Source organism: Pigmentiphaga sp. CHJ604, from assembly GCF_036972535.1.
Taxonomy (GTDB): domain Bacteria; phylum Pseudomonadota; class Gammaproteobacteria; order Burkholderiales; family Burkholderiaceae_B; genus Pigmentiphaga; species Pigmentiphaga daeguensis.
Genome location: NZ_CP136998.1, coordinates 532,334 through 556,595 on the forward strand (window position 1 = coordinate 532,334; position 24,262 = coordinate 556,595).

22 protein-coding genes are annotated in these 24,262 nt (G+C 69.3%); 11 read left to right on the forward strand and 11 right to left on the reverse strand.

The genetic code is table 11. The annotated features are described in order from the left end of the window. Positions 1–123 precede the first annotated feature (123 nt). The 3 genes from rpoA (at position 124) to yghX (ending at position 2,720) form a co-directional block, all read left to right on the forward strand. A complete protein-coding gene (rpoA, locus tag R4823_RS02740; RefSeq protein ID WP_087838296.1) occupies positions 124–1,110 on the forward strand; it encodes a DNA-directed RNA polymerase subunit alpha in 987 nt (328 codons plus the stop codon). A gap of 209 nt (positions 1,111–1,319) precedes the next feature. Then, complete coding sequence (gene rplQ, locus R4823_RS02745; protein ID WP_087838295.1) at positions 1,320–1,706, forward strand: 50S ribosomal protein L17; 387 nt, start codon at positions 1,320–1,322, stop codon at positions 1,704–1,706. 126 nt (positions 1,707–1,832) lie between these two features. Beyond that, on the forward strand, positions 1,833–2,720 hold the full coding sequence (yghX, locus tag R4823_RS02750; RefSeq protein WP_338617312.1) for a YghX family hydrolase: 888 nt from the start codon (positions 1,833–1,835) through the stop codon (positions 2,718–2,720). Between the two features lie 31 nt (positions 2,721–2,751). Here yghX and R4823_RS02755 read toward each other — a convergent pair whose 3' ends face one another. Genes R4823_RS02755 through R4823_RS02780 form a run of 6 tightly spaced genes read right to left on the reverse strand, consistent with a single transcriptional unit; the run spans position 2,752 to position 9,416 of the window. After that, positions 2,752–3,606, reverse strand: coding sequence for a fumarylacetoacetate hydrolase family protein (locus R4823_RS02755; RefSeq protein ID WP_338617313.1), 855 nt, complete (start codon positions 3,604–3,606; stop codon positions 2,752–2,754). Between the two features lie 19 nt (positions 3,607–3,625). After that, positions 3,626–4,579, reverse strand: a complete 954-nt coding sequence (locus R4823_RS02760; protein WP_338617314.1) for a VOC family protein — start codon at positions 4,577–4,579, stop codon at positions 3,626–3,628. 10 nt (positions 4,580–4,589) lie between these two features. After that, the gene (locus R4823_RS02765; RefSeq protein WP_087838291.1) at positions 4,590–5,573 is read right to left on the reverse strand and encodes a tripartite tricarboxylate transporter substrate binding protein; all 984 of its coding nucleotides are present in this window, start codon (positions 5,571–5,573) and stop codon (positions 4,590–4,592) included. Further along, on the reverse strand, positions 5,570–6,577 hold the full coding sequence (locus R4823_RS02770) for an alpha/beta hydrolase (RefSeq protein WP_338617317.1): 1,008 nt from the start codon (positions 6,575–6,577) through the stop codon (positions 5,570–5,572). Before R4823_RS02770 ends, R4823_RS02765 begins: the two co-directional genes overlap by 4 nt. After that, positions 6,574–7,911: an amidohydrolase family protein gene (locus R4823_RS02775; RefSeq protein ID WP_338617319.1), complete on the reverse strand. Its 1,338-nt coding sequence runs from the start codon at positions 7,909–7,911 to the stop codon at positions 6,574–6,576. Before R4823_RS02775 ends, R4823_RS02770 begins: the two co-directional genes overlap by 4 nt. Beyond that, positions 7,908–9,416 (reverse strand): FAD-dependent monooxygenase, encoded by a 1,509-nt coding sequence (locus R4823_RS02780; RefSeq protein ID WP_087838288.1) that lies wholly within the window; start codon positions 9,414–9,416, stop codon positions 7,908–7,910. Before R4823_RS02780 ends, R4823_RS02775 begins: the two co-directional genes overlap by 4 nt. A gap of 125 nt (positions 9,417–9,541) precedes the next feature. On the opposite strand from R4823_RS02780, the gene R4823_RS02785 reads away from it, so the two are divergent. Beyond that, positions 9,542–10,504: a LysR family transcriptional regulator gene (locus R4823_RS02785; protein WP_338617322.1), complete on the forward strand. Its 963-nt coding sequence runs from the start codon at positions 9,542–9,544 to the stop codon at positions 10,502–10,504. On the opposite strand, the gene R4823_RS02790 is transcribed toward R4823_RS02785, so the two are convergent. The 3 genes from R4823_RS02790 to R4823_RS02800 all read right to left on the reverse strand — a co-directional run bounded on the left by R4823_RS02790 (position 10,501) and on the right by R4823_RS02800 (position 13,774). Beyond that, complete coding sequence (locus R4823_RS02790; RefSeq protein ID WP_338617324.1) at positions 10,501–11,586, reverse strand: GntG family PLP-dependent aldolase; 1,086 nt, start codon at positions 11,584–11,586, stop codon at positions 10,501–10,503. The two genes, R4823_RS02785 and R4823_RS02790, sit on opposite strands and share 4 nt — an antisense overlap. Further along, positions 11,567–12,754, reverse strand: coding sequence for an aminotransferase class V-fold PLP-dependent enzyme (locus R4823_RS02795; protein WP_338617326.1), 1,188 nt, complete (start codon positions 12,752–12,754; stop codon positions 11,567–11,569). Before R4823_RS02795 ends, R4823_RS02790 begins: the two co-directional genes overlap by 20 nt. Before the next feature lie 90 nt (positions 12,755–12,844). Then, a complete protein-coding gene (locus R4823_RS02800; protein ID WP_338617328.1) occupies positions 12,845–13,774 on the reverse strand; it encodes a LysR family transcriptional regulator in 930 nt (309 codons plus the stop codon). A 104-nt stretch (positions 13,775–13,878) separates the two neighbouring features. Between R4823_RS02800 and R4823_RS02805 the strand changes: the two genes are divergently transcribed. The 4 genes from R4823_RS02805 (at position 13,879) to R4823_RS02820 (ending at position 19,584) form a co-directional block, all read left to right on the forward strand. Then, the gene (locus tag R4823_RS02805; RefSeq protein WP_338617331.1) at positions 13,879–15,969 is read left to right on the forward strand and encodes a hydantoinase/oxoprolinase family protein; all 2,091 of its coding nucleotides are present in this window, start codon (positions 13,879–13,881) and stop codon (positions 15,967–15,969) included. Beyond that, entirely contained in the window at positions 15,969–17,549 is a 1,581-nt protein-coding gene (locus R4823_RS02810) for a hydantoinase B/oxoprolinase family protein (RefSeq protein WP_338617332.1), read from the forward strand. The genes R4823_RS02805 and R4823_RS02810 overlap by 1 nt, the downstream gene beginning before the upstream one ends. Before the next feature lie 131 nt (positions 17,550–17,680). After that, on the forward strand, positions 17,681–18,673 hold the full coding sequence (locus tag R4823_RS02815) for a tripartite tricarboxylate transporter substrate-binding protein (RefSeq protein WP_338617333.1): 993 nt from the start codon (positions 17,681–17,683) through the stop codon (positions 18,671–18,673). Further along, positions 18,670–19,584 (forward strand): LysR substrate-binding domain-containing protein, encoded by a 915-nt coding sequence (locus R4823_RS02820; protein WP_338617336.1) that lies wholly within the window; start codon positions 18,670–18,672, stop codon positions 19,582–19,584. The genes R4823_RS02815 and R4823_RS02820 overlap by 4 nt, the downstream gene beginning before the upstream one ends. Positions 19,585–19,593: 9 nt before the next feature. Here the strand turns inward: R4823_RS02820 and R4823_RS02825 are convergent, their stop codons facing one another. Together R4823_RS02825 and R4823_RS02830 are read right to left on the reverse strand one after the other, a co-directional pair. After that, positions 19,594–20,076 (reverse strand): cupin domain-containing protein, encoded by a 483-nt coding sequence (locus R4823_RS02825; protein ID WP_338619251.1) that lies wholly within the window; start codon positions 20,074–20,076, stop codon positions 19,594–19,596. A gap of 190 nt (positions 20,077–20,266) precedes the next feature. Further along, positions 20,267–21,214 carry a LysR family transcriptional regulator gene (locus R4823_RS02830; protein WP_338617338.1) on the reverse strand — a complete coding sequence of 316 codons (948 nt, stop codon included), beginning with the start codon at positions 21,212–21,214 and terminating at the stop codon, positions 20,267–20,269. 104 nt (positions 21,215–21,318) lie between these two features. Between R4823_RS02830 and R4823_RS02835 the strand changes: the two genes are divergently transcribed. From R4823_RS02835 to R4823_RS02845, 3 genes are read left to right on the forward strand one after another with little or no spacing between them, the layout of a single operon-like run. Next, entirely contained in the window at positions 21,319–21,870 is a 552-nt protein-coding gene (locus R4823_RS02835) for a TRAP transporter small permease (protein WP_338617339.1), read from the forward strand. Next, positions 21,867–23,144, forward strand: coding sequence for a TRAP transporter large permease (locus tag R4823_RS02840; RefSeq protein ID WP_130356806.1), 1,278 nt, complete (start codon positions 21,867–21,869; stop codon positions 23,142–23,144). Before R4823_RS02835 ends, R4823_RS02840 begins: the two co-directional genes overlap by 4 nt. Positions 23,145–23,182: 38 nt before the next feature. Then, positions 23,183–24,178 (forward strand): TRAP transporter substrate-binding protein, encoded by a 996-nt coding sequence (locus R4823_RS02845; protein WP_087838283.1) that lies wholly within the window; start codon positions 23,183–23,185, stop codon positions 24,176–24,178. The last annotated feature ends 84 nt before the right edge of the window (positions 24,179–24,262 follow it).

The following is a 24,262-nucleotide window of genomic DNA, read 5'->3' on the forward strand; positions in this document are numbered from 1 at the left end:
CTTTGCCGGTCCGCCAGTGCCGCCCCTTGAGGGGCGCGCGGAGCGCGTAGGGGTGGGCCTATTTTTCCCCCAGCCTTATCGGTGTAACGAGCCGAGGGTATTGATAAGGAATAAGGAAGATTCATGGCGAATGCCGCATTTCTGAAACCGCGCAATATCGACGTCGAAACCATCGGCTCGAATCATGCCAAGGTGATCATGGAGCCGTTCGAGCGCGGCTACGGTCATACCCTGGGCAACGCGCTGCGCCGCATCCTGCTGTCGTCGATGGCGGGCTACGCGCCGACCGAAGTGCAGATCACCGGTGTCGTGCACGAATATTCGGCCATCGATGGCGTGCGCGAAGACGTGGTCGACATCCTGCTGAACCTCAAGGGTGTGGTGTTCAAGCTGCACAACCGCGACGAAGTCGTGCTGACCCTGCGCAAGCAAGGTCCCGGCGTGGTCACCGCCGGCGACATCGAGATCTCGCACGACGTCGAGATCATCAACCCCAACCACGTCATTGCCAACCTGACGGACAACGGCCGCCTGGAAATGCAATTGAAGGTGGAGAAGGGCCGCGGCTACGTGCCGGGCAACCTGCGCAGCTTCGCCGATGATCATTCCCGCACCGTGGGCCGCATCGTGCTGGACGCTTCGTACAGCCCGATCCGCCGCGTCAGCTACACCGTCGAAAGCGCCCGCGTCGAGCAGCGTACCGACCTGGACAAGCTGGTCCTGGACATCGAGACCAACGGCGTGATCTCGCCGGAGGAAGCCGTGCGCCAGTCGGCCCGCATCCTGATGGACCAGCTGTCGGTGTTCGCCGCGCTGGAAGGCTCGACCGAGACCATCGAAGCGCCCGCCCGAGGCACGCCGCAGATCGATCCGATCCTGCTGCGCCCGGTGGACGACCTCGAACTGACCGTTCGTTCGGCCAACTGCCTGAAGGCCGAGAACATCTACTACATCGGCGACCTGATCCAGCGTACCGAGAACGAATTGCTGAAGACCCCGAACCTGGGCCGCAAGTCGCTCAACGAGATCAAGGAAGTCCTGGCCGCACGCGGCCTGACCCTGGGCATGAAGCTCGAGAACTGGCCGCCTCTCGGCCTCGAGCGGCCGTAGGGGTCCCCCCCCCCTACGCCCTACGGGCGCCCCCCAGGGGGCGGCACTGGCGGACCGGCGGAGCCGGATCCGCTGTGCCTTGGGTAGCGGAGCTTCTTCCGTGCAGTAGTAGCAGTACCGAATTTTTTCACCGGCCCGCGGCGCTTTGCCGATAGAAGAGCTGGAAACCTCGCGGCAAAGCCGCTCTTAGATTCATAAAGGAAGTCATCATGCGTCACCGTCACGGTCTCCGTAAACTGAACCGCACCAGCAGCCACCGTCTGGCCATGTTCCGCAACATGGCTGTCTCGCTGCTTACGCACGAAGCCATCAAGACCACCCTGCCCAAGGCCAAGGAACTGCGCCGCATCGTCGAGCCGCTGATCACCCTGGGCAAGGAACCGACCCTGGCCAACAAGCGCCTGGCGTTCGCCCGCCTGCGCGATCGCGACCTGGTCGTCAAGCTGTTCGCCGAGATCGGCCCCCGCTTCAAGGAGCGCAACGGTGGCTACACCCGCATCCTGAAGATGGGTTTCCGCCAGGGCGACAACGCTCCCATGGCCTACATGGAGCTGGTCGACCGCGCGCCGGAAGCCGAAGCCGCCGACGCCGAGTAAGCAAGGCCAAGCCGGGCTTGCCCCGGCCGGATGTCTGGTTTCATGAAAACTGCGAGCTTGTCTCGCAGTTTTTTTCGCCCGGTGTATGTTGTCCGCACTCGCGTACCTTACCGAAAAGGGCATGCCATGGCTCGTCTGACTGCGCAGGACTTCGACCCTCGACTGCTGGAGCTGTACGACTATTACGTCCACGGCAGGATATCCCGGCGGGAGTTCCTGGACCGGGCGGCCAGGTTCGCGGTGGGCGGGCTGACCGCCGCCGGGCTACTGGCTTCGCTCAGCCCGGACTATGCGCTGGCCGAGCAGGTGTCCTTCACCGATCCGGACATCGTTGCCGAATACATCGGCTATCCCTCACCCAAGGGTCACGGCACGGTGCGCGGCTACCTGGTGCGGCCGGCGAAGGCCGCGGGCAAGGTGCCGGGCGTGGTCGTGGTGCACGAGAACCGTGGCCTGAACCCCTATATCGAGGACGTCGCGCGCCGCCTGGCCAAGGCGGGCTTCCTGGCGCTGGCGCCCGACGGCCTGAGTTCGGTGGGCGGGTATCCGGGCAATGACGACAAGGGGCGGGACCTGCAGCGGCAGGTCGATCCGGCCAAGCTCATGAACGATTTCTTCGCCGCGGTCGAGTTCCTGATGCAGGGCGACAGGACGACCGGCAAGGTGGGGATCACCGGCTTCTGCTACGGCGGCGGCGTGGCCAATGCCGCCGCGGTGGCGTATCCCGAGTTGGCCGCGGCGGTACCCTTCTACGGCAGGCAGGCCAGCGCGGCGGACGTGCCGCGCATCAAGGCGCCGCTGCTGCTGCACTATGCCGAACTGGACAAGGGCATCAACGACGGCTGGCCCGCCTACGAGGCGGCCCTGAAGGCGGCCGGCAAGACCTACGAGGCTCACGTCTATCCGGGCACGAACCACGGCTTCCACAACGATTCCACGCCCCGCTACGATGAGGCGGCGGCCAGGCTGGCCTGGGACAGGACGATCGCCTGGTTCAAGCGCTACCTGGCCTAGCCGCCGGGGCTGGCCCGGTGGCCGCCAGGCCTCATGCCTCGTCGATCACCGGGTTGCGCAGCACGCCCACGCCTTCGACCTCGATCTCGCACACGTCGCCGGGCTTGAGCCACACCGGCGGCTTGCGCGCCAGGCCCACGCCCGACGGGGTGCCGGTGATGATCATGTCTCCCGGTTGCAGCGCCATGCCTTCCGAGCAGGCAGCCACCAGGGTGGCGACGTCGAAGATCATGTCGCGGGTGTTGGCGTCCTGCATCACCTGGCCGTTCAGGCGGCACTGGATCCGCAGGCCGGCGGCGCCCGCGGGCAACTCGTCGGCGGTGACGAATTCCGGGCCGAAGCCGCCGCTGCGGTCGAAGTTCTTGCCCCACAGCCACTGGTTGGAGCGGAACTGGTAGTCGCGGATCGAGCCTTCGTTGAACAGCGAATAGCCCGCCACGTGCTCGAGCGCGCGTTCCTTGGGAATGTAGCGGCCACCCTTGCCGATGACCGCGACCAGCTCGGCCTCGTAGTCGAACTGCTCGGATACCCGGGGGCGTTCGATGGCCTCGCCGTGGGCCACCCAGGACGAGGGGAAGCGCTGGAACAGCACCGGATGCGCGGGCGGCGCGAAATTGCTTTCGGCGGCATGGTCCACGTAGTTCAGGCCGATGGCGAAGGCCTTGGCGGGGTGTTGCAGCGGCGGCAGCAGCGCGAGGCCGGCCAGGGCCAGGCGCTCGCCGGGGGCGTTGGCGGCGGCGCGCGCGGCGTCCAGGCCGCCGGGGTCGCGCAGCAGTTCGTCCAGCGTGGCGGGCAGGCCGCGCGCGGTCAGGTCGACCACGTCGTTGCCGATGCGGGCGCCCAGGGCGGGCGCTCCGGCCTGGTTCTTGAAGGCGATCAGTCTCATGGTGTGTCTCGTTGCCCCGTCAGCCGGGGTATTCCTGGTTGGTGATGAAGTCGGCCGGCAGGGGCGGACCCCAGACGTAGAGCGAGTCCTCGGGCGGATGGTCGGCGGCGGGCCAGTCCAGTCCGGCCGGAACGTAGTCGATATCGTACGAGTATTCGGCCCAGCTGCCCCAGGGGTCGCGTACATAGTAGAAGTAATTCGAGCCCAGCACGTGCCGGCCGACCCCCCAGCCCTGTTGGTAGCCGGCGATGCGCATCTGTTCGGAGCCGCGCCCGACCTCGTCCAGGCTGCCGACGTCCCAGCTCGAGTGATGCAGGCCGCGCGCGTGCGACTTGGCGAAGGCCACGAGGTGGTGGTCGCTGCCGTGGATGCCGTGCATGAAGGCGATGAGATCGCCGGAATGATCCGACACGCGCAGGCCCAGGATGGTCCGGCAGAAGTCCACCATGCGCGTGACGTCGGGCGTGAAGAACAGGACGTGCGACAGGTGGCGCGGCCGCACCGGCTGCACGCGGCTGCGGGCCGGCACGGCGCCCTGGCCGGGCGGGACCGGGGCGACGGGGGTGGGCGGGCTCTTGGCGGCGGGCGAGACCTTGTCCGCCACCACCAGTTGCAGCGGCGTGCCGTCCGGATCGCGCAGCCACAGGCCCTGGCCGTCCGACAAGTCGTGCGGCTCGGTCCGCAGGCCGGCGTCCTCGATGCGCGTGCGCATCTCGTCCAGGTCCCGCGCGTGGATGCCGTAGCGCACGTACTGCAGGCGCTTGGTCGCGCTCCCTTCGTGGAGGCGGCTCCACACGTGGGGATGGCCGTGCGTGCGCAGTTCGAGATGGCCGGCCCGGCGCCGCACGTCCAGGCCGAAGGCCAGGTAGAAGCGCTCGGCCTCGGCCAGGTCGGGCACCGAGTACACGAAGCAGTCCACCGAATGCACGGCGGCGCGGCGTTCGAGGTGGATCGTCAAGGCAGAGGCGCGCATCGGCGTGCTCCTATTCCGGCTTGACGCCCGCCATGTCGACGGCCGCGCGCAGGATGGCGGTGTCGTCGCGCAGCGAGGCGGCGAAGGCTTCGGGGCTGCTGCCGATCACGCTCCAGTGCTGTTCCTCGATCTTGGCGCGCACGTCGGGCTGCTGGACCACGGCCCGGAAGGTGTCCGCCAGCTTGGCGACGATGGGCGCGGGCGTGCCCGCGGGCGCGACGAATCCCATCCAGTTGCCGAAGGGGCGGAAGTCGGGAAAGTCTTCGGTGATGGCGGGCACGTCGGGGTGCAGCGGATGGCGCTTGGGCGTCATGAAGGCCAGCACCTTGATCTGTCCTGCCTTCCACTGCCCGAGCAGGCTGCCCACGCTCAGGATGGTGGCGTCGAGGCGGCCGGCCAGCAGTTCCATGGCGATCTGGCCCGCGCCCTGGTAGGGCACGTGCAGCATGTCGACCCCGGCGGCGGCCTTGAACTGTTCGCCCAACAGATGGTTGAACGAGCCGTTGCCGACGCTGGCGAAATTGAGCTTGCCGGGATTGCGCTTCAGGTAGTCGACGAACTCGCGCGTGGTGTTGGCCGGCACCTTGGCGCTGACCATCAGCGCGACGGGCAGGTCGGCCACTGCGGTGATGGGCGTGAAGCTCTTGAGCGGCTCGTAGGGCAGGTCCTTGCGCAGGTAGCTGTTGAGCAGCAGGGCCGAGGTGGTGGTCAGGTGGATGTTGTAGCCGTCGGGCGCCATGCGCGCCGCATAGCTGGTGCCGACGATGCCGTTGGCGCCCCCGCGGTTCTCGAACACCAGCGGCTGGCCCAGCAGCTTGCCGGCCCGATCGGCGATGAGGCGGCCGATGGCATCGATGGGCGATCCGGTGGGATAGGGGAACACCACGTGGATGGGCTTGTTGGGGTAGGGCTGCTGCGCGCCCGCCTGCAGCGGGCAGGCCATGCCGAGCAGCGCGGCCAGCGCTCCGGCGATCAGTTGCTTGGCGTGTCTCATCGTGGGTCCTCTTGGGGGGCTACATGGCCGGGGGACATGGCCCCGGCCTGGGAAAGGGATGCCAGGCAGGCGCGGAATGCCCGGCAGATATCGTCGTTGGCGCGGCGTGCCGCGGCCGAGGCTTCGAAGAAGCCCAGGAACGGGTGGAACATGTCGTCGTGGCGCAGCAGCGTGACGGGCACGCCGGCGCCGCGCAACCGGTCGGCGTAGGCCAGGCCTTCGCCTTGCAGCGGGTCGTGCCCGGCCACCGCGATGACGGTGGAAGGCAGCCCGCCCAGGTCGGCGGCGCGCAGCGGCGAAGGCGGAAACGCGGCGGCTTCCCCGGCGCGTTCGCCCATGTACAGGCGGGCGATGTCGCGCAGGTCGGCGGGGGACAACATCGGATAGTCGCGGCCGTCCGCCTCCAGCCGCAGGGTGTCGCGGGCCATGTCCAGCCCGGGCACGACCAGCAACTGCGCCGCCAGCGGCCGGCCGGCGTCGCGGCACAGCAGGGCGGCGCTGGCGGCCAGGTTGGCGCCCGCGCTTTCGCCGGCCACGGCCACGCGGGCCGGATCGCCGCCCAGTTCGCGGGCATGCGCCTGTACCCACCGGGTGGCGGCCAGGGCATCGTCGTGCGCGGCCGGGTAGGGATGCTCGGGCGCCAGCCGGTAGTCCACCGAGACGACCACCGCGTCCAGGTCGCGGCACAGCTTGCGCGCGATGTCGTCCATCAGCTCGACGCTGCCCAGCACGAAGCCGCCGCCGTGGAAGAAGACCACGGTGGCGTGCGGACCCGCCGTGGCAGGCCGATAGACGCGGCCGGGAACCGGGGCGTCGTCCAGGTCGCGCACGGCGCCCACTTCGGGCAGGCCGTGGCGTTCGCGCGCGGCCAGGATGGCGCGCGCCATGCGCTGGCGAGCCTCGGGCGCGCTGCCGGCGAAGGGCGGCGGGGCATTCTGCGCGCGCAGGGCGGCCACGATGCGGGCCAGGTCCGCGTCCAGCGGCACGACCGGCGCGGCCGTCATGCCGGCAGCTCCAGTACGTGGGCCTGCGAGGCCCGTGACCGCCGCCGCAGCGCCTCGACGTCGATATGCAGCAGTCGCCCCGCGCGCTTGACGGCGCGGCCGGCCACGAACACGGTGTCGACGTTGCCGGGGTGGGCGGCCAGCACCACGGCGCCTACCGCGTCCGATACGGGCGTCAAGTTCAGATCGTCGCCGCGTATCAGTACGATGTCGGCCTGCTTGCCGGGCGTCAGCGAACCGGTCTTGTGGTCCAGGCCGGTGGCGCGCGCGCCGGCCAGCGTGGCGAACTCCAGCACGTCGCGCAGCGTGAGCGTGGCGGGGGCATCGGGCACGCGCGAGTGGCCGCCGCCCATCCACGACCGGTAGTAGGCGAAGGCGTGGCGCATCTGGGTGAACATGTCGCCCGCGCATTTGGTCTCGGTATCGCCGCTCAGGCTGGGCCGGATGCCGGCGGCCAGCAGGCGGTCGAAGGGAATGTCGCCGATGCCCTGGGCGTTCATCTCGCAATGCACGCCCAGCGAGGCGGTCACCCCGGCATCGGCCATCATCGCGATCTCGTCGCGGCCGCAGAAGCAGCAGTGCACGAAGGTCAGGTCCGGGCCCAGCGCGCCTTCGGCGTGCATCTGCGCGATCGCGCGTATCGGCGCGTTGCGCGCGTAGGCGCCCATGTGGATGCTGGAGCGCAGGCCCAGTTCGCGCGCCAGTCGCAGGTCGTCCAGCCAGACTTCGCGGCGGGCCATCTCCGGGCCGCGCGCCGCCATGGCCAGCGTCAGCAACTGGTCGTCCGAGGAAAAGAATTCGCGGCGCAGCCGGCGAATGTCCTGCGGATGGCCGCGCTGGCTGTCGAACATCCAGCTCGCGCCTTCGACCAGCGGCCAGCCGTGGCCGAACACGGCCCGCAGGCCGGCGTCGCGCAGCGCCTGGACGGCGGCGTCGCTGTGCTCGGGGCTGTTCTGCACGTGCGACCAGTCCATCATGGTCGTGATGCCGCCGTCCAGCGCCGACACCGCGCCCAGCAGCGTGCCCGCATAGACGTCCTCCGCGCGGAAGGCCGCGCCCTTGGCGCCCAGCATCTCGGCGAAATAGATCTGCGGATCGATGTCGGCGTAGCGGTGGCGCACGCAGGTCTGCCAGGTATGGCGATGCGTGTCGACGAAGCCGGGCAGGACGATCATGCCCCGGGCGTCGAGCTGTTCGGCATCCTCCACCGTCAGTTGCGGGGCGATCGCGGCGATGCGGCCGTCCTCGATCAGCAAGTCGCCCTGGCGCAGGTCGCCCACCTGGGGATCGACGCTGACGATCCAGCCCTGGCGGATGAGCGTGCGCCGGGTCATGCCCGGGCCCCGCGCAGCCAGCGGGCCAGTTCGGCGCGTACATCGCCGGCCTGTTGCACGGACGTGCCGGCCCAGGCGATGTAGCCGTCCGGCCGCACCAGCATTCCTTTGACGTCGGCCAGCGCGGCGGGCGCACGGCCCAGGCGCGCCTGCACGCAACGCACGGGCAGTGCGTCCAGCGGCAGGCTTGCATACTGGTTGCTGTAGCCTTCCAGGTCCAGCAGCACGAAGCGCCGTTCGCGCAGCAGCTCGGCCAGGCGCACGGATTGGCCGTCCAGCGCGACCAGGTCGATGTCCGGCGCGTGCTGCCCGGCCAGCGGATGGCTGCCCGGCGGCGCGGGATAGGGCCGGGTCAGGCCGCACAGTTCGCGCACCAGCTTGCGCTGCACGTCGGGCAGCGGAATGTACTCGCGCTGCATGCGCCGCTTCAGCGCCACGCCCTCGGGCTCGAAATTGAACTGCAGCGCGCACTGGGTCGCGACGCTGTCGAGCAGGTCGCGCATGACCGGCAGGCGCTCCTCGTCATAGCTGTCCAGGATCGCGGCGTCGCTGTGGCCCTGCACGACGTGGGCCAGCTTCCAGCCCAGGTTGAACGCGTCCTGCAGGCAGAAATTCATGCCCACGCCGCTGGCGGGGTAGTGGATGCGCGCCGATTCGCCCACCAGGAATACGCGGCCGCTGCGCAGCGTGGGCACGGCGCGCATCTGGTCGTCGAAGCGCGACGCCCAGCGATGGCCGCGGATGCCATAGTCGGTGCCGTGCACGTCGCGTATGCATTGCAGGGCTTCTTCCAGGGTGACGGGTTCGTCCTTGGCCGCATGCCGCCGGTCGCGGTGTACGATGTTGAAGCGGGTGATGCCGGCGCCGAAGGCGTAGCCGCGCACCCAGCCCATCTCGTTGTCGACGTTGATGCGGCCGCCGGGCCAGGGCGCGTCCAGTTCGGCATCGATCACGATGCCGCGGAACGAGCCGCCGCGGCCGTCGAAGGGAAGCCCGGCCTGGCTGCGCACGACGCTGCGGCCGCCGTCGGCGCCGACCAGGTAGCGGGCGCGCAACGTGGCCGCCGTGCCGTCCCCGCCACCGACGTCCACCTCGACTCCGTCCGCGGTCTGCCGCACGGCCCGGGCTTCGACGCCGCGCCGGATCTCGGCGCCGCTTTCCTCGGCCCAGGTCCACAGGATTTCCTCGGTCAGGTTCTGCGGCAGGCCCAGCGTGAAACCGTAGCGGGTCTCCAGGTAATGCCACTCGATGGGATGGAAACCCGCCCAGATGTGCGAAGGGCGGAACGGGTAGGGGCTGATGTCGCGCGTGCGCCGGATGAAGCGGTCGGCGATGCCGCGCGCATCGAACAGTTCCAGCACGCGCGGCAGCAGGGTGCCGGCGCGCGACTGCACGCCTTCGGTGCGTCGTTCCAGGACCAGGGTCCTCGCTCCCGAGCCGGCCAGTTCGGCGGCCATGGTCAACCCCGACGGGCCGCCACCGACCACGATCACATCCCACTGCATTGCTCGTCTCCAGCTTTCTCGTCATGGCGGCTCCGAGCCGCATGCCTCGCATGGTGGCGACCCTGTCGACAGACGTAAAGTTAATTGTTTAAATCCGAACCATTTGCTCGGTAAATGGATGAGCCATGCGCTTCAACAAGCTGGACCTGAACCTGCTGGTGGTGCTGGACGCCCTGCTGGCCACCCGCAGCGTGAGCCGCGCCGCCGAGCGCCTCTTCCTGAGCCAGCCCGCGACCAGCCTGGCGCTGGGGCGCCTGCGCGAGTATTTCGACGACGAACTGCTGGTGTCGGTGGGCAAGACCCTGGTGCCGACCCCGCTGGCCGAGCAACTGGTCAAGCCGGTGCGCGACGTGCTGCTGCAGATCCAGACCGTGACGCGCGCCCGGCCCACCTTCGATCCCGCCACGGCCACGCGCCGCTTCACGATCGAATCCTCGGACTACGTCATCACGGTGCTGCTGGCCGAAGTGGTGCGGCGCGCGGCGAGGCTGGCGCCGCTGATGCAGTTCGACCTGCGGGCGATCAGCCCCCAGACGCCCGAGCACCTGGACAGCGGCGGAATCGAACTGCTGATCGCGCCGGAGTTCGCGGTGGTGGCGGGACATCCGGCCGAACCGCTGTTCGAGGATACGTTCTCCTGCCTGGTGTGCGAGGCGCATTTCGACCCCGCGTTCGAGTTGTCGAGCGAAGCCTATTTCGATGCGGCGCACGTGGGCGTCGAGTGGGGCGGCGGGCGGCGCATTACCTATGACGCGAAGATGCTGTCGCGCGGCCGGCGCCAGCGCCGCCAGGACGTGATCGCCCCCAACTTCACGCTGGTGCCGGAGCTGCTGGTGGGCACGCCCCGCATCGCGACCCTGCCGACCCGGCTGGCGCGCCACATGGCGGCGCGCTTTGCGCTGCGGGTGGTGCCTTGTCCGATTGCGATTCCCCGCTTCGCGGAGAACCTGCAATGGCACAAGTATCAGGAGCGGGATCCGGCCATTTCATGGCTGCGGGGGTTGTTGCGGGCCACGGCGGCGGATTTGCCGGCGCTGGACGAGCCCCAGCAGGGGCCGCCGCGGCGCCGCGAAGCCACACGCGCCTAGCGTCCCATCCCGGCCGCGCGCACGATTTCCGCCGCGGCGATCCGGATCGCATCGTCGTCGATGTGCCGGTGGATTACGAGGCGCAGGGTATCGGCATCGCGCGGACGAACGAGTAGGCCGCGGGAGGCCAGCCGCGCGGCGAAGGCCGTGGCGCCGCCGGGCCCGGATGCGCCCAGGTGGACCAGCACGATGTTCGTGTCTGGCGCGTCGCCGATCAGCGCCGGCTCTTGGTCCCGCAGGTGGGTCCACAAGGCTCGGGCCCGCCGGTGATCGTCGGCCAGCCGTCCGGCCATGTCGCGCAGGGCGACCAGGCCGGCGGCGGCCACGCAGCCGGCCTGGCGCAGGCCGCCGCCGACCATGCGGCGATAGCTGCGCGCGCGGACGACGAAGTCGCGGGAACCCGCCAGGATCGAACCCATGGGCGCGCTCAGGCCCTTGGAGAGGCAGAACGTCACCGTATCGCCGAACGCGGCGATGGCCGCGGGCGGGACGCCTTGCGCCAGCGCGGCATTGAAGATCCGCGCGCCGTCGATATGGACGGCCGCGCCGGTCGCCCGTGCGCGTTCGCCCACGGCGGCGAGGTAGGGCAGGGGCAGGGCGCGGCCGCCCGCGTGGTTGTGGCTAGTCTCGACCACCACCATCGCCGTGGGCGTGCCGTGGCGGGAATAGCTGCCGCGCATCGAGGCCGCCAGCGAGTCGAGGTCCATCATGCCGTCATGCGATCGGACCGCCGTGCACATCAGGCCGGCCAGGCGCGAGATGCCGCCCCCCTCGGAGCGGGCCACGTGCGCGTGTTCGTCGACCAGCGCTTCGCCGCCCCGGTTCGCGTGCACCAGGGCCGCGACCAGATTGCCCATGGTGCCGCTGGCCACGAACAGGGCGTCTTCCTTGCCCATGGCCGCGGCGCCCGCCGCCTCCAGTTCGCGCACGGTCGGGTCGCCGTCCAGTCCGTCGTCGCCGTCGACGGCCGCGCGCATCGCCTCGCGCATCGCGTCGGTGGGCTGCGTGACGGTATCGCTGCGCAGGTCGATGCGGCGCTCGGCCTTTTCGGCGGGAAGGCGGTCAGGCGCGTTGGCGTTCATGCCATTGCGCGGTCACGGCCACGGCGCGGTCGATGTCCGACCGGTCGTTGTAGGCATGGATGGAGAAGCGCAACAGGTCGCGCCGGACGGCCGCCTGTACCCGGTGCTCCTGGAGGTGGCGTTGCAGTTCGGCCGGCGCGGAGCCGCCGCCGGGGATGCGCAGGCACACCATGTTGGCCATGATGGCGCCCGTGGGCCGGACCACGCCGCAGCCGCGCTCGGCCAGGCCGTCGGCGAGCGAGGTGGCCAGGGCCGTGACGTGCCGGTCGATCGCCGGGGTGCCGCACCCGAGCAGCAGGGACAAGGTGTCCGCCACCAGCGCCGACGCCAGGAAGTTGTAGTTGCCCACGTCGAAACGCTGCGCCCCCGCCTTGTAGTGGATGGGGCCCTTGTCGTAATCGGCTTCGTGGGTGGCGGCGATGGTGACGCCGAAGCGCGCCAGGTAGCGCGGCGTCATCGATTCGGCAAAGGCGCGGCGCACATACAGCAGCCCCATGCCGTACAGCGAACACAGTCCCTTCTGCGTGCTGGCCGCCAGCGCGTCGATCCCCATGGCCTCGACATCCAGGTGCGTGATGCCGGCCGCCTGCGCCGCATCCACCACCAGGTGCACGCCGGCGGCGCGGCAGGCCCGGCCGAGCGTATGCAGGTCGGTGCGCAGTCCCGGCTTGAACGAGGTGGCGGACACCGTCACGACGCGCACGCGCGAGCCCTCGCCCAGCCGCTCGAGCACGGCCTCCAGCGGGAACAGTCCGTCGGGGGACGGCAGGTCGCGCACCACCACGCCCAGCCGCTCCTGGTTGCGCCAGGTGTAGAGGTTGTTCGGGTGTTCGATGTCGGAGCACAGGATGACTTCGTCTCCTGGCCGCCAGTCGATGGATGCCGCGACGATGTTCAGGCCCTCGGACACGTTCTTGGTCATGGCGATCTCGATCGGATCGGCATTGACCAGGCGCGCGAAGGACTGGCGCACCGTCTCGACCAGGCCGAAGTAGCGGTCCTTGTCGATGACGCCGTTCACGCGCTCTTGCAGGTGGGCCTGGGCGATCTCCAGGCTGCTGGCGGGAATCAGGCTGCGGCTGGCCACGTCCAGGTGGGCGCGCTGGGCGGTGCCGGGGAAACGGGCGCGCAAGGCGGCAAAGGGCGAAGTGTCGGTATCGGTCGTCATGGCTGGCTCGGGAAAATGCGGGGAATGTCCGGCAGCATAGTCAGCGCGACTTTGCGCGCCTATCGATTTTTCGGTGCGCGAGCTATGACCTCAGGACATACCGCGTGCACCCCGTGCGGCGGCGGGGGCGACCTGCCCGGCCTGCTCGTGCAGGAAACCGATCAGGGTCTCGGCGGCGGCCGACAGGGGCCGGTCGATCCGGCGCAGGATGCCCATCCGCCGCTGCGGCCGGGGCAGGCCGATGCGCCGGTGCACCAGGCCGGTCAGGTTCATGGCTTCCAGGCCGACGCGGGGCAGCACCGTCACGCCCAGGCCTTCGCGCACCATGCTCAGGGCGGTGACCATGTTGACGACCTCGAAGGCCGGCGCGCGATGGCTGCCGGCCTGCGCCAGCCCCGCGTCGACCAGCCGCCTGACGCTGGACGGCGCCGGCAGCAGCACCAGCGGCATCGCGGCCAGCTCGGGCCAGCCGATCTGGCGCGCACGCGCGCGGGGATGGCCGGCGGGCAGGATGGCGACCAGTTCGTCGGTGAACATGAAGTCGAACCGCAGCGCCGGGATCTCGTGCGAGTACATGCCCAGGCCGAACTCCACTTCGCGCTGGAGCACTTTGTCGATCAGGAGGTCGTTCTGGTCCTCGATCTGGCGCACCTGGACCTTGGGAAAGCGCTCGCGCAACTGGGCGATCGCGCGGGTGCCCAGGCCGAATGCCGACGAGGGCAGGACGGCGAAGGTCACGGTTCCGCTTTCGCCGCCGGCCAGTTCGCGCAGGTTGGCATAGGCGTGCTGCAGGTCGTCCAGCGGGCGCTTGACCTGCGCCAGCAGCAGGCGTCCGCCTTCGGTCAGTTCCATGCGGCGGGTGGTGCGCTCGAACAGGCGCACGCCCACCATGGCTTCCAGTTCGCGTATGAGCTGCGAGAACGCGGGCTGGGTCATGGCCAGCCGGTCGGCGGCCTTGCTGAACGCGCCGGTTTCCGCGGCGGCCACGAAACCTTCGAGTTGCCGCAGCTTGAAATTCATACGTAGCACCTATGAATGGTAAATAAATATCCAATTGTCGTAACAGTCTACCAAGCTCATAGTCCTGCCGACAGGACCGATCCGCGGTCCTTGCCGAGGAAGGAATGAGCGAATACTGGATAGGCATCGACACGGGCGGTACATTCACCGACCTGGTGTTGGGCGATACGCGCGGCGGCCGCTGGCACTACCACAAGGTGCCCACGCTGACGGCGGACCCCGCGCAGGGGATATTGAACGGCATCGCCGAGATCATGAGCCTGGCGGCGGTCGATCCCGCGCAGGTCGGGTTCCTGGTGCTGGGCACCACGCTGGCGACCAATGCGGTGCTGGAAGGACAGTGGGCGCGGACGGGGCTGATCACCACGCAGGGCTTCGGCGACGTGCTGAGCCTCGCGCGCCAGCGCCGCCCCCACTATTTCAACCTGGACGTGCCCAAGCCCATGCCGCCGGTGCCCGACGACTGCCGCGCCGAAGTCGCGGAGCGCATCGCCGCCGGCGGCGAGGTCGTCACGCCGCTGCGCGACGAGGACGTGCTGCGCGCGCTGGACACGCTGCGCGGCCGCGGCGTGAAGACGGTCGCCATCTGCTTCCTGCATGCCTACCAGAACGCGGCGCACGAGCAGCGCGCGCGCCAACTGGTCGCGCAGCATTGGCCCGAGGCCTATGTCAGCGTCTCGTCCGAAGTGCTGCCCGAGTTCCGCGAGTACGAACGTTTCATCACCACCGTCGTCAACGCGAGCCTGATGCCGGTGATGGACGACTACCTGCAACGCTTCGAGATGGGCGTGCGCGACCTGGGCGTGCGTTCGGCGCCCCACGTCATGCAGTCCAACGGCGGCGCGGTCACCACGCAGACCGTGCGGCAGCGTCCCATCAACACCTTCTTCTCGGGCCCGGCGGGCGGGGTCGTCAGCACGGCGGCGCTGGGCGAGGCCTGCGGCGTGCGCAACCTCATCACCTTCGACATGGGGGGCACGAGCACCGACGTCTGCCTGATCCGCGACGGCCGGCCGGCCATGAAGAGCGAGCGCGACATGGGGGGCTTCCCCGTGCGCACCCGCACCCTGGACATCCACACCATCGGCGCGGGCGGCGGCAGCCTGGCCTGGCTGGACGCGGGCGGGCTGCTCAAGGTCGGTCCCAAGAGCGCCAGCGCCTATCCCGGCCCGGCCTCATATGGACGCGGCGGCACCAAGCCGACGGTCACCGATGCCAACGTGCTGCTGGGCCGGCTGAGCCCGGTCGCGCTGCTGGGCGGGCGCATGTCCATGCATCCGGAACTGGCGGCACAGGCCATCCGCGACGAGGTGGCCACCGCCATGGGCCGCGGCGCGGAGGAAGTCGCGATCGGCATACTGGAGATCGCCAACGCCAACATGACGGGCGCGGTGCGCGTGATTTCCGTCGAGCAGGGCGAGGATCCGCGCGACTACGCGCTGGTCGCCTTCGGCGGGGCCGGGCCCTTGCATGCGGCCGACGTCGCGGCGATGGCGGGCATGCGCCACGTTATCGTTCCGCCGCGTCCCGGGCTCATGTCGGCGCAGGGCCTGCTGCAGTCGGACCGGCAGGGCGATTTTTCGCTGACCCGCCTGGTGCCCGCCGCGCCGGACCGGCTGCCGTCCCTGAACGCCGGCCTGAGTGAACTGGCGCGCCGCGCCGACGATTGGCTCGCCGCCGAAGGCGCCGATCGCACTGCCCCCGGCGTGTCGCGCCACTGGCAGCTCGACCTGCGCTATCTGGGCCAGAACGCGGAACTGATCCTGGACATCGCCGCGGGCGAGCTCGACGCGGCGGCGCTGGCCCGCGCGGTCGATGCCTACCATGTCCGGCATGCCGATCTGTATGGCTACGACATGCGCGCCCAGGGCGTGGAGGTCGTCAACCTGCGGGTATCGGTCGTCATCGCCCGCGAGCGCCTGGAAGCCGCCGCCATTGCCCGGCAGGACGCGCGGACCGACCCCGTGGCCGGCGCGCCCACGCGCCGCGTGTGGTTCGCCGCGACCGGCTTCGTCGACACGCCCGTGCTGCAGCGGGACGGCCTGCTGGCCGGCGCCTGCCTGGACGGGCCGGCCATCGTCGAGCAGATGGACACCACCACGGTCATTCCGCCCGGCTCGTCGACCCGCGTCGGCGCGGACGGCAGCCTGCACATCGATCTCACGCCCGGCGAACCGGGCAAGGAAGCCCATTGATGACTCCCGTCGATCCCATCCGCGCCGAAGTCGTCGCCCGCTATCTGCTGGGCGTGACCGAGGAAATGAGCGCGGCGCTGATGCGCACCGCGTTCTCGCCCAACATCAAGGAACGCGGCGACTGCTCGACCGCGGTGTTCGACCATCTCGGCAACGTCGTGGCGCTGCCCCAGCGCGTGCCCATCCACCTGGGCTCGATGGTCGGCGTGGTGCAGGCCGTGCTGGAACGGTTTCCCCGGCAGGAGATCCGGCCGGGCGACATGTTCCTGGCCAACGACCCCTACAACGGCGGCGGCTCGCACCTGCCCGACATCAACGTCATCTCGCCGGTTTTCCTGGGCGGCGAGATCGTGGCCTATGTGGCCTGCATCGCCCACCACGCGGACGTGGGCGGCATGGTGCCGGGTTCCGAGGCCGCGGTCTGCCAGTCCATCTTCCAGGAAGGGCTGCGCATTCCGCCCGTGCGCATCGTCAGCGCGGGCCAGGTCAACCGGGACGTGTTCGACATCCTGATGCTGAACTCGCGCACGCCCGACGAACGGGCGGGCGACCTGCGCGCCCAGATCGCCGCCAACACGGTGGGCCAGCGCAGCGTGCAGGCGCTGTTCGAACGCTACGGCGTGGCGGAGACCCAGGCCATCATGGCCGCGTACCTGGATTTCACCGAACGCCGTTTCGCCGCCGCCATCGCCAAGGTGCCGCCCGGCCGCTATGAGGCCTGCGAATACCTGGATGGCGTCGAGCCGGGAGAAAAGGCCGCGATACGCCTCGTCCTGACCGTGGGCGAAGGCAAGCTGGGGTTCGACTTCGCGGGCTCGGCGCCGCAACTGGCGGCGGCGCGCAACATTCCGCTGCGGGCACTGGTGGCTACGGTCTACACCGTGGTCAAGAGCCTGCTCGATCCCGACGTGCCGGCCAACTCCGGCTATTTCCGGACCATGGACATCCACGCGCCGGCGGGCTCGGTGGTCGGGCCGGTGTCGCCGGCGGCGGTCGGCGCGCGGTCGATTTCGTGCGCGGTGCTTGGCGACGTGATCGCCGCCGCGCTGTCGCAGGCCATTCCCGACCGGGCCCTGGCCGGCTGCGGGCCGCACCAGTTGATCGTGCTGGCCGGAACCGACCCGCGCACCGGCGGCTACTACGTGAACTACGAGACCATCGCCGGCGCCATGGGCGCGCGGGCCTACCAGCCCGGCGTCGATGCCGTGCGGGTGCACGCCTCGGGTTCGTCCAACCTGCCGGTGGAGGCGCTGGAGCACGCCTATCCGTTCCTGATCGAGCGCTATGCGCTGCGCAAGGGCTCGGGCGGGGCGGGGCGTCACCGTGGCGGCCAGGGCGTGGTGCGCGACTATCGCGCGCTGGGCGACGATACGGTGCTGAGCCTGTCGTCCGAGCGGCAGAACGTGCCGGCCGCGGGCATGGCGGGCGGGGCCGACGGCGCGTTGGGAGAATTCATCCTCAACCCGGGCACGCCCGAAGAGCGGCGCCTGCCGCCGGCGGCGGCCGAGATCCGGCTGCGCCGGAACGACGTGCTGCGGGTGTGCACGCCGGGCGCGGGCGGCTACGGGCCACCCGGGTGACACGACAACGGCCGGGGGCGGGCGTCCTGGATGCCCGCCCCCGGCCGCGCATCGAAGACAAGGAGACACGGTCAGGCAGTACGGCTGTTGCAGCGAATTTTTCCAATACATACAAAGCGAAGGAAATCCTCATGTACTCGATCAAGACTGTTTGCCGGCTGGCGCGGTGGCTGCCGGCCATGGCCATCGCGCTGGCCGCTTTTCCGTCCGTTGCCGCGGATGCCTATCCCACCCGGCCGCTGCGCTTCGTCGTGCCCTATGCCGCCGGCGGTGCGGTGGACGTGGCCGCGCGCATGATCGGACGCTACGTGTCCGAGCGGCTGGGCCAGCAGGTCGTGGTCGAGAACAAGCCGGGGGCGGGCGGCATCATCGCCATCAAGCACGTGCTGGGCTTTCCGGCCGACGGCTACACCTTCCTGATCTGTGCCGCGGGCGAGATCGTGATCAATCCCGTCATCAACAAGGAAGTCGACTACGACACCAGCCGGGACCTGACGCCGGTCAGCATGGTCACCACCGCGCCCAACGTGCTGGTGGTGAAGCGCGACTTTCCGGCGAACAGCGTTTCCGAACTGATCCGCTACGCCCGCCAGCATCCGGGCGAACTGACCTTTTCCTCGAGCGGCGTGGGCACCATCCAGCACGTGACCGGCGAGGTGTTCAACAAGATGGCCGGCATCGAGGCCAGGCACGTGCCCTACAGCGGCGCGCCGCAGGCCGCGATGGAGGTGGCGACGGGGCGGGTGACCATGACCTACGCCAGCCCGGGCTCGATCCGCGGCTTCGTCGACCGCGGCGAACTGAAGATGCTGGGCATGGCGCTGCCCGAACGCTATCCGCCGCTGCCGCAGGTGCCGACCATCCGCGAGGCGCCCGAGGTGTCGTCGTTCAACGTCGAAAGCTGGTTCGGCATGTTCGCCGCCAGCGGCACGCCCGAGCCGGTGATCCAGAGGATCAACGCCCTGGTCCAGCAAGCGATGCAGCAGCCGGATATCGCCAAGAAGCTCATGGATACCGCGGGCGTGCCGATGCAGACGACCCCGGCCCAGGCCAAGGAATTCGTCGGCCGCGAGATCGCCAAATACAAGACCTTGCTGAAAGAGGCCGATATCCGGCTGCAATGATGACCGCCGCCCCCGCCATGTTGCCTGCGCCGTCCGCGTTGCTCGCGCGGCTGCCGTCGACGCGTCTCATGCTGGCCTTCGACGTCTCGGCGCGCCACCTGAACCTGGTGCGCGCGGCCGAGGAGCTCGGCATCACGCAGGGCGCCCTCAGCCGCCAGATCCGCGCGCTCGAGGATCACCTGGGCGTGCGCCTGTTCGAGCGCCACGCGCGCGGGCTGCGCTTCACGCAAGAGGGGGAACTGCTTTACGACTTCACCCGGCGCGGCTTCGAGACGCTGGGCGCGGGAATCGGCCGGCTCACGCTGCGGGCCGAGCGCCAGACCCTGGTGCTGTCGGTGGCGCGCAGCTTCGCGCTGCGCGTCCTGATCCCCCGCCTGGCGGGTTTCACCGACGCTCATCCGCGGATCCACCTGAGCCTGGACATCCACCGCTACTTCGCGGACATCGCCAGTTCGGGCGTGGACGTCTCGATCCGGCTGGGCGGCGGGGACTGGCCGGACTGCCGCGCGCTGCGCCTGACGCGGGATCGCATCGTGCCGGTGTGCGCGCCCGCGATCCGCGAGCAACTGCGCGACCCCGAGGCGCGCACGCGCGTGCCGCTGCTGCGCAATATCGAACGCGACGACGCGTCGCTGCGGGCCGAGGGGCTGGATGGTCTCCCGCCCGGCGACCTGCGCATCGATTTCAACGATTCGGCCTCGATGCTCGCGGCCGCAGAGTCGTCGCTGGGCGTGGCCATCAGCCGCTCATCGCTGGTTGCCGACGCGGAGGCCGCCGGGCGTCTGGCGCGGCCCACCTCCTGGGAGGCGTGCGACGGCCTGGACTACTACGCGGTATGTACCGAGCGGGCCTATTGCAAGCCCGCGGTCAAGGCCTTCCTGGACTGGATCGCGGGCCTGGCGCCGGACTGACGAACGGTTTCAGCGCTTGACCCGCGACAGTGGATCGTCCGGCTTGTAGGTCGGCGTCTGCGGTTTGGGCGAACCCAGCATCACGCACATCAGCGCCTCTTCGTCGCCGATGTTGACCTCGCCCCGGTAGACACCGGGCGGGACCGAGATCAGGTCGCGTTCGCCGGCCTCGATCTCCCAGTATTCGCCTTCCTTCGATTCGCACATGATGCGGACTCTGCCACGCAGCACGAAGAAGACTTCCTCGGTGTCCTCGTGCAGGTGCAGCGGGCCGACGTGGCCGGCGGGGATGATCATGGTCGAGAAGGTGAAGTGCACCGCCGGCACGGTGTTCGAATCGCTGGCGACGCCGGTGGCGCCGGTGCCGAGATAGCGCATCTGCGCGCGGCCGTACTTGGGGTCGTAGCCGGCCTGGAACTTCAGGGCGTTCCAGTCGTACTTGCGGGTGGAGCGCTGCACACAGCGCGAGTTCATCCAGTCGCCGAAGCTCATGCCCTCGGGACGCCGGAGGGTGGGTTTGGCGGCATCGATCAGGGTGTCGACGGGATCGTTCATGGGGCAGCTCCTGCTTGCGGCATGGTGGGGAAACAGAGCTGCCAGTCTAGGAACGGCGGCCGGCCGGGGCCTTGATCTAGATCATGGATGTTCCATTAATAAATCATCGTCTTATATATAAACCAAATTAGGCTTCGGCCTTGCCCTGGAAAGGCTTGAGTCCTGGCGGCCGGGCTTCTTCGATATGCCGCTTCAGGGCAAGCTGGAATGCAGAGAATTCCTTGTCCTCGCGGCTGGCCAGGTAAAGCGGCAGGGTGAGCGCGAGACCGGGCGTCCGGACGCAGCGCAACTCGCCGCGCGCCAGGTCGCGTTCCACCGCGGTCTTGGAGAAGAAGCACACGCCCAGGTCGCGCCGTACGGCTTCCTTCTGCGCCTCCGGATGGCCCAGGTTGAGCACGATGCGCCGCGACGGGATGCCGTTGGCGCGCAACTGGCCCTCCTCCAGTTGCTGCATGACGGTGCTGTTGGCGGTGCTGATGAAGGGCAGGCGCGAGATGTCCTCGCGCCGCGCCTCGTCGCCCACCCAGCGGCTGTCCGGAGCGCTGACCAGCAGCAGGTCCTCGTCCCACAGCGGGCGCACCGCCAGGCCATCCAGGTTCTGCGTGGGCGCGATGATGAGGACGGCGAAGTCGCAGGCGCCGGTGCGCGTGGCTTCCAGCGCCACCTGCGGGTTGGAGATGGACACGTGGACCTGGCCGTCGGGACGCTGCACCTGGAAGTCGCAGATCAACTGGCTCAGCAGATAGGTGCCCACGCTCATGGACGAGCCGACCACCGCCTGGCCCGGCGCGAGATCGGTCGAGCCGCCCAGTTCCCGCTCCAGCTCGCGCGTGCGGGTGACGACCTCCTGCGCCCATTTGTAGACGCGCTGGCCGGTGGCGGTCAGCGCGATGCCGCGGCCTTCGCGGCGGACCAGCGCCGTGCCCAGCTTGTCTTCCAGGCTGCGGATGTGCGAGGTGACGACCGGCTGGGTGACGAACAGGTAGTCCGCGGCGCGCGTGACGCTCTGCAGTTCGGCAACCACGCAGAAGACCTCGAGCTTTTGCAGAGTGAGGTAGGGATCGAAGCGGGCCATGGGTTCAATTCATAGTTGATTGGCTATGTAAGTAGGTAAATATTTGAATTAGACGAATGGTTGGCGTCAACCTAGGATCTCTCCCCACAACGAGAGGAGACATCATGTCCAGTACCCAGCCCGGCGGCGCGCGGCGCATCCTGCGCGGCCTGGAGCGCGCCGCCACCAGTCTCGAGCGCGCCCTGGCCAGCGCGCTGCTGGCGGCCGTCGCGATCAACGTGGCCAACGTGGTGGCGCGTTACGTGTTCGGCCGTTCGATCACCGGGGCCGACGAGTTGCAGGTCTACCTGATGGCCGCGCTGGCCTTCTTCGGCTCGGCGGTGGCGGCGGTGCGCGGGCAGCATCTGCGCATGGACGTGCTGAACCGCTATTTCCCGGTGGAGCTGCGGCGCTTCCTGTCCACGCTCGAGGCGCTGGCAGCGGTGGCGCTGTGTGGCTTCGTCTGCTTCATTTCGTCGGAATACGCCTGGCGTATCCACCAGATCGGCAGCGTGAGCGAGAACGGCCACATCCCGATGTGGATCCCGCATTCGCTGGTGGCGGTGGCGTTCGCCGCCATGGTGATCGTCGGCCTGTTCGACGTGGCGCTGCGCGCGGCCGGCGGCGGCCTGCGCCAGCCCGATCCGGTGGATGCGGCCGAGGAGGCGCTGTCATGAGTTTCGCGCTGGGTTTCCTGCCCCTGGGCCTGCTGCTGCTGGGCTTTCCCATTTTCCTCGTGCTGCTGGCGTCGGTCAGCGTGGCGCTGCTGTTCTTCATGGACGTGCCGCTCACGGCCCTGCACCAGAACCTGTTCGGCGCCATCGACGCCTATGCGCTGCTGGCGATTCCCTTCTTCATCTTCGCCGGCGAACTGATGGGCCGCGGATCGGTGGCGGACCGGCTGGTGAGCTTCGTCAACGCGGGCGTGGGCTCGGTGCGCGGCAGCCTGGCGGTGACCACCGTCGGGTCCTCGGCCCTGTTCGGCGCGATCTCGGGCGTGAGCGCGGCCACCGTCGCCACCATCGGCCGGGTGATGCTGCCCGCGCTGCGGCGCAACGGCTATCCCGAGAAGTTCTCGGCGGGGTTGCTGACGGCGGTGGGGGCCATCGACATCATCATCCCGCCCAGCATCCCGATGATCGTCTATGGCGCGGCCGCGCAGCAGTCGGTTCCCCGGCTGTACGCCGCGGGCGTGCTGCCCGGGCTGCTGCTGGCCGGCATGCTGTGCGCCTACGTCATGTGGTATGCCCGGCGCCATCGCATCGGCGGCGGCGAGCGCTTTTCGTGGGCGGCCTTCGGCCGCGCCGCGGCCCGCGGGCTGGGCGCGCTGGGCGCGCCCGTGATCATCCTGGGCGGCATCTACGGCGGCGTGTTCTCGCCCACCGAGGCCGCCGCCGTGGCCTGCCTGTACGCCATCGTCGTGGCGCGCTACTTCTACCGCGAGCTGTCCTGGCGCGACATCCTGGCTAGCGCCGGCACGACGGCGGTGTTCACCGGGCAGATCCTGATCATCGTGGCCTGCGCCAACGTGTTCGGCTGGCTGCTGACGGTGCACCAGGTACCGGCCGCGCTGGTGCAGTGGCTGACCGACCTGCACCTGCCGGGCTGGTCGCTGCTGCTGGCGATCAACGTGCTGCTGCTGGCGGTGGGCTGCTTCATCGATCCGCTGTCGGCCATCCTGCTGCTGTCGCCGCTGCTGATGCCGCTGGTCACGGCCATCGGCGTGGATCCGGTGCACTTCGGGATCATCATCACGGTGAACCTGTCCATTGGCCTGTTCCACCCGCCCTTCGGCATCAACATCTTCGTCGCGCAGAGCGTGCTCAAGCTGCCGCTCGAAAGCATCTACCGCGGCATCGTGCCATTCGTCGTCATCTACCTGATCGCGCTGGGGCTGATCACCTACATCCCGGACATATCCCTCTGGGGCATGCGCTTGCTGTTGAACTGAAGGCCGTCCGCCGGCCACCCACCACTGGAGACATCATCATGAATCGCCGTCTATGCCTGGCGCATCTGGCCGGCCTGGGAGCGCTCGCGCTCCTGCCCGTCGCCCGCGCGCAGAACCTGGTCATGAAGCTCACCACCACCACGTCCGACGACCTGGGCGTCGACTGGCTGAACGCCTACAAGGTCAACCTGGAGGCGGCCACGCAGAACAAGGTCAAGGGCCAGGTGTACCCGGCCAGCCAGCTCGGCACCGCGCAGCGCACGATCGAGGGCGTGAGCATGGGCACCGTCGAGATGGCGCTGAATGCCTCGGGCATGTACGAGGGCCTGGACGCGCGCTTTGGCGCATTGGCCGTGCCCGGCTTGTTCGACGGCATCGACCATGGCATGAAGGTGCTGGCCGACCCCGAGGTCAAGACCAGGCTCGCGTCCATCGCCTCGAAGAAGGGCGTCGAGGTGCTGACCACGCTGGTGCATTCCCAGTGCAGCATCGTCTCGCGCAAGCCCATCCGCAAGCTGTCGGACCTGGCCGGGCAGAAGATCCGCGTTCCCGGCTCTTCGATCCTGATCGCGCAGCTGCGGCAGCTGGGCGCCAACCCGGTGTCGATGTCGCTGGGCGAGGTGCTGCCCGCCTTCCAGAACGGGACGCTGGACGGCGTCTATTCCGGCACGCCCATTCCCTCGGCGCTGAAGTACTTCGACGTCGCCAAGTCGCAGACGCTGCTGCCGTCCACGTATATCGCCATCGTCGGGCTGGTCAGCCCCACCTTCCTGAAGTCGGCAGGTGCGCTGGAGCAGCCGCTGCGCCAGGCCGCCCGCAAGACCGACGCCGAGATCGGTCCGCGCGTGCATGCGCGCGTGGCCGAGGCCCGCGCGATCTGGGAGAAGGGCGGCGGCGAGATGATCGAGCTGCCGCCGGCCGATGCCAAGGCCTACCTGGACGCGGTGATCCCCGCCGCGATGAAGGAACTGTCGACCGATGCTCGCAAGGACTACGAGGCGCTGCGAGCGGCCGCTGTCCGTCTCAGGAGTTGACCCCTCTACGCCCTGCGGGCGTCCCCCAAGGGGACGGCCCCGGGGATACAGGGCCATGAAAACCGACTGTACTGACTTATCGGA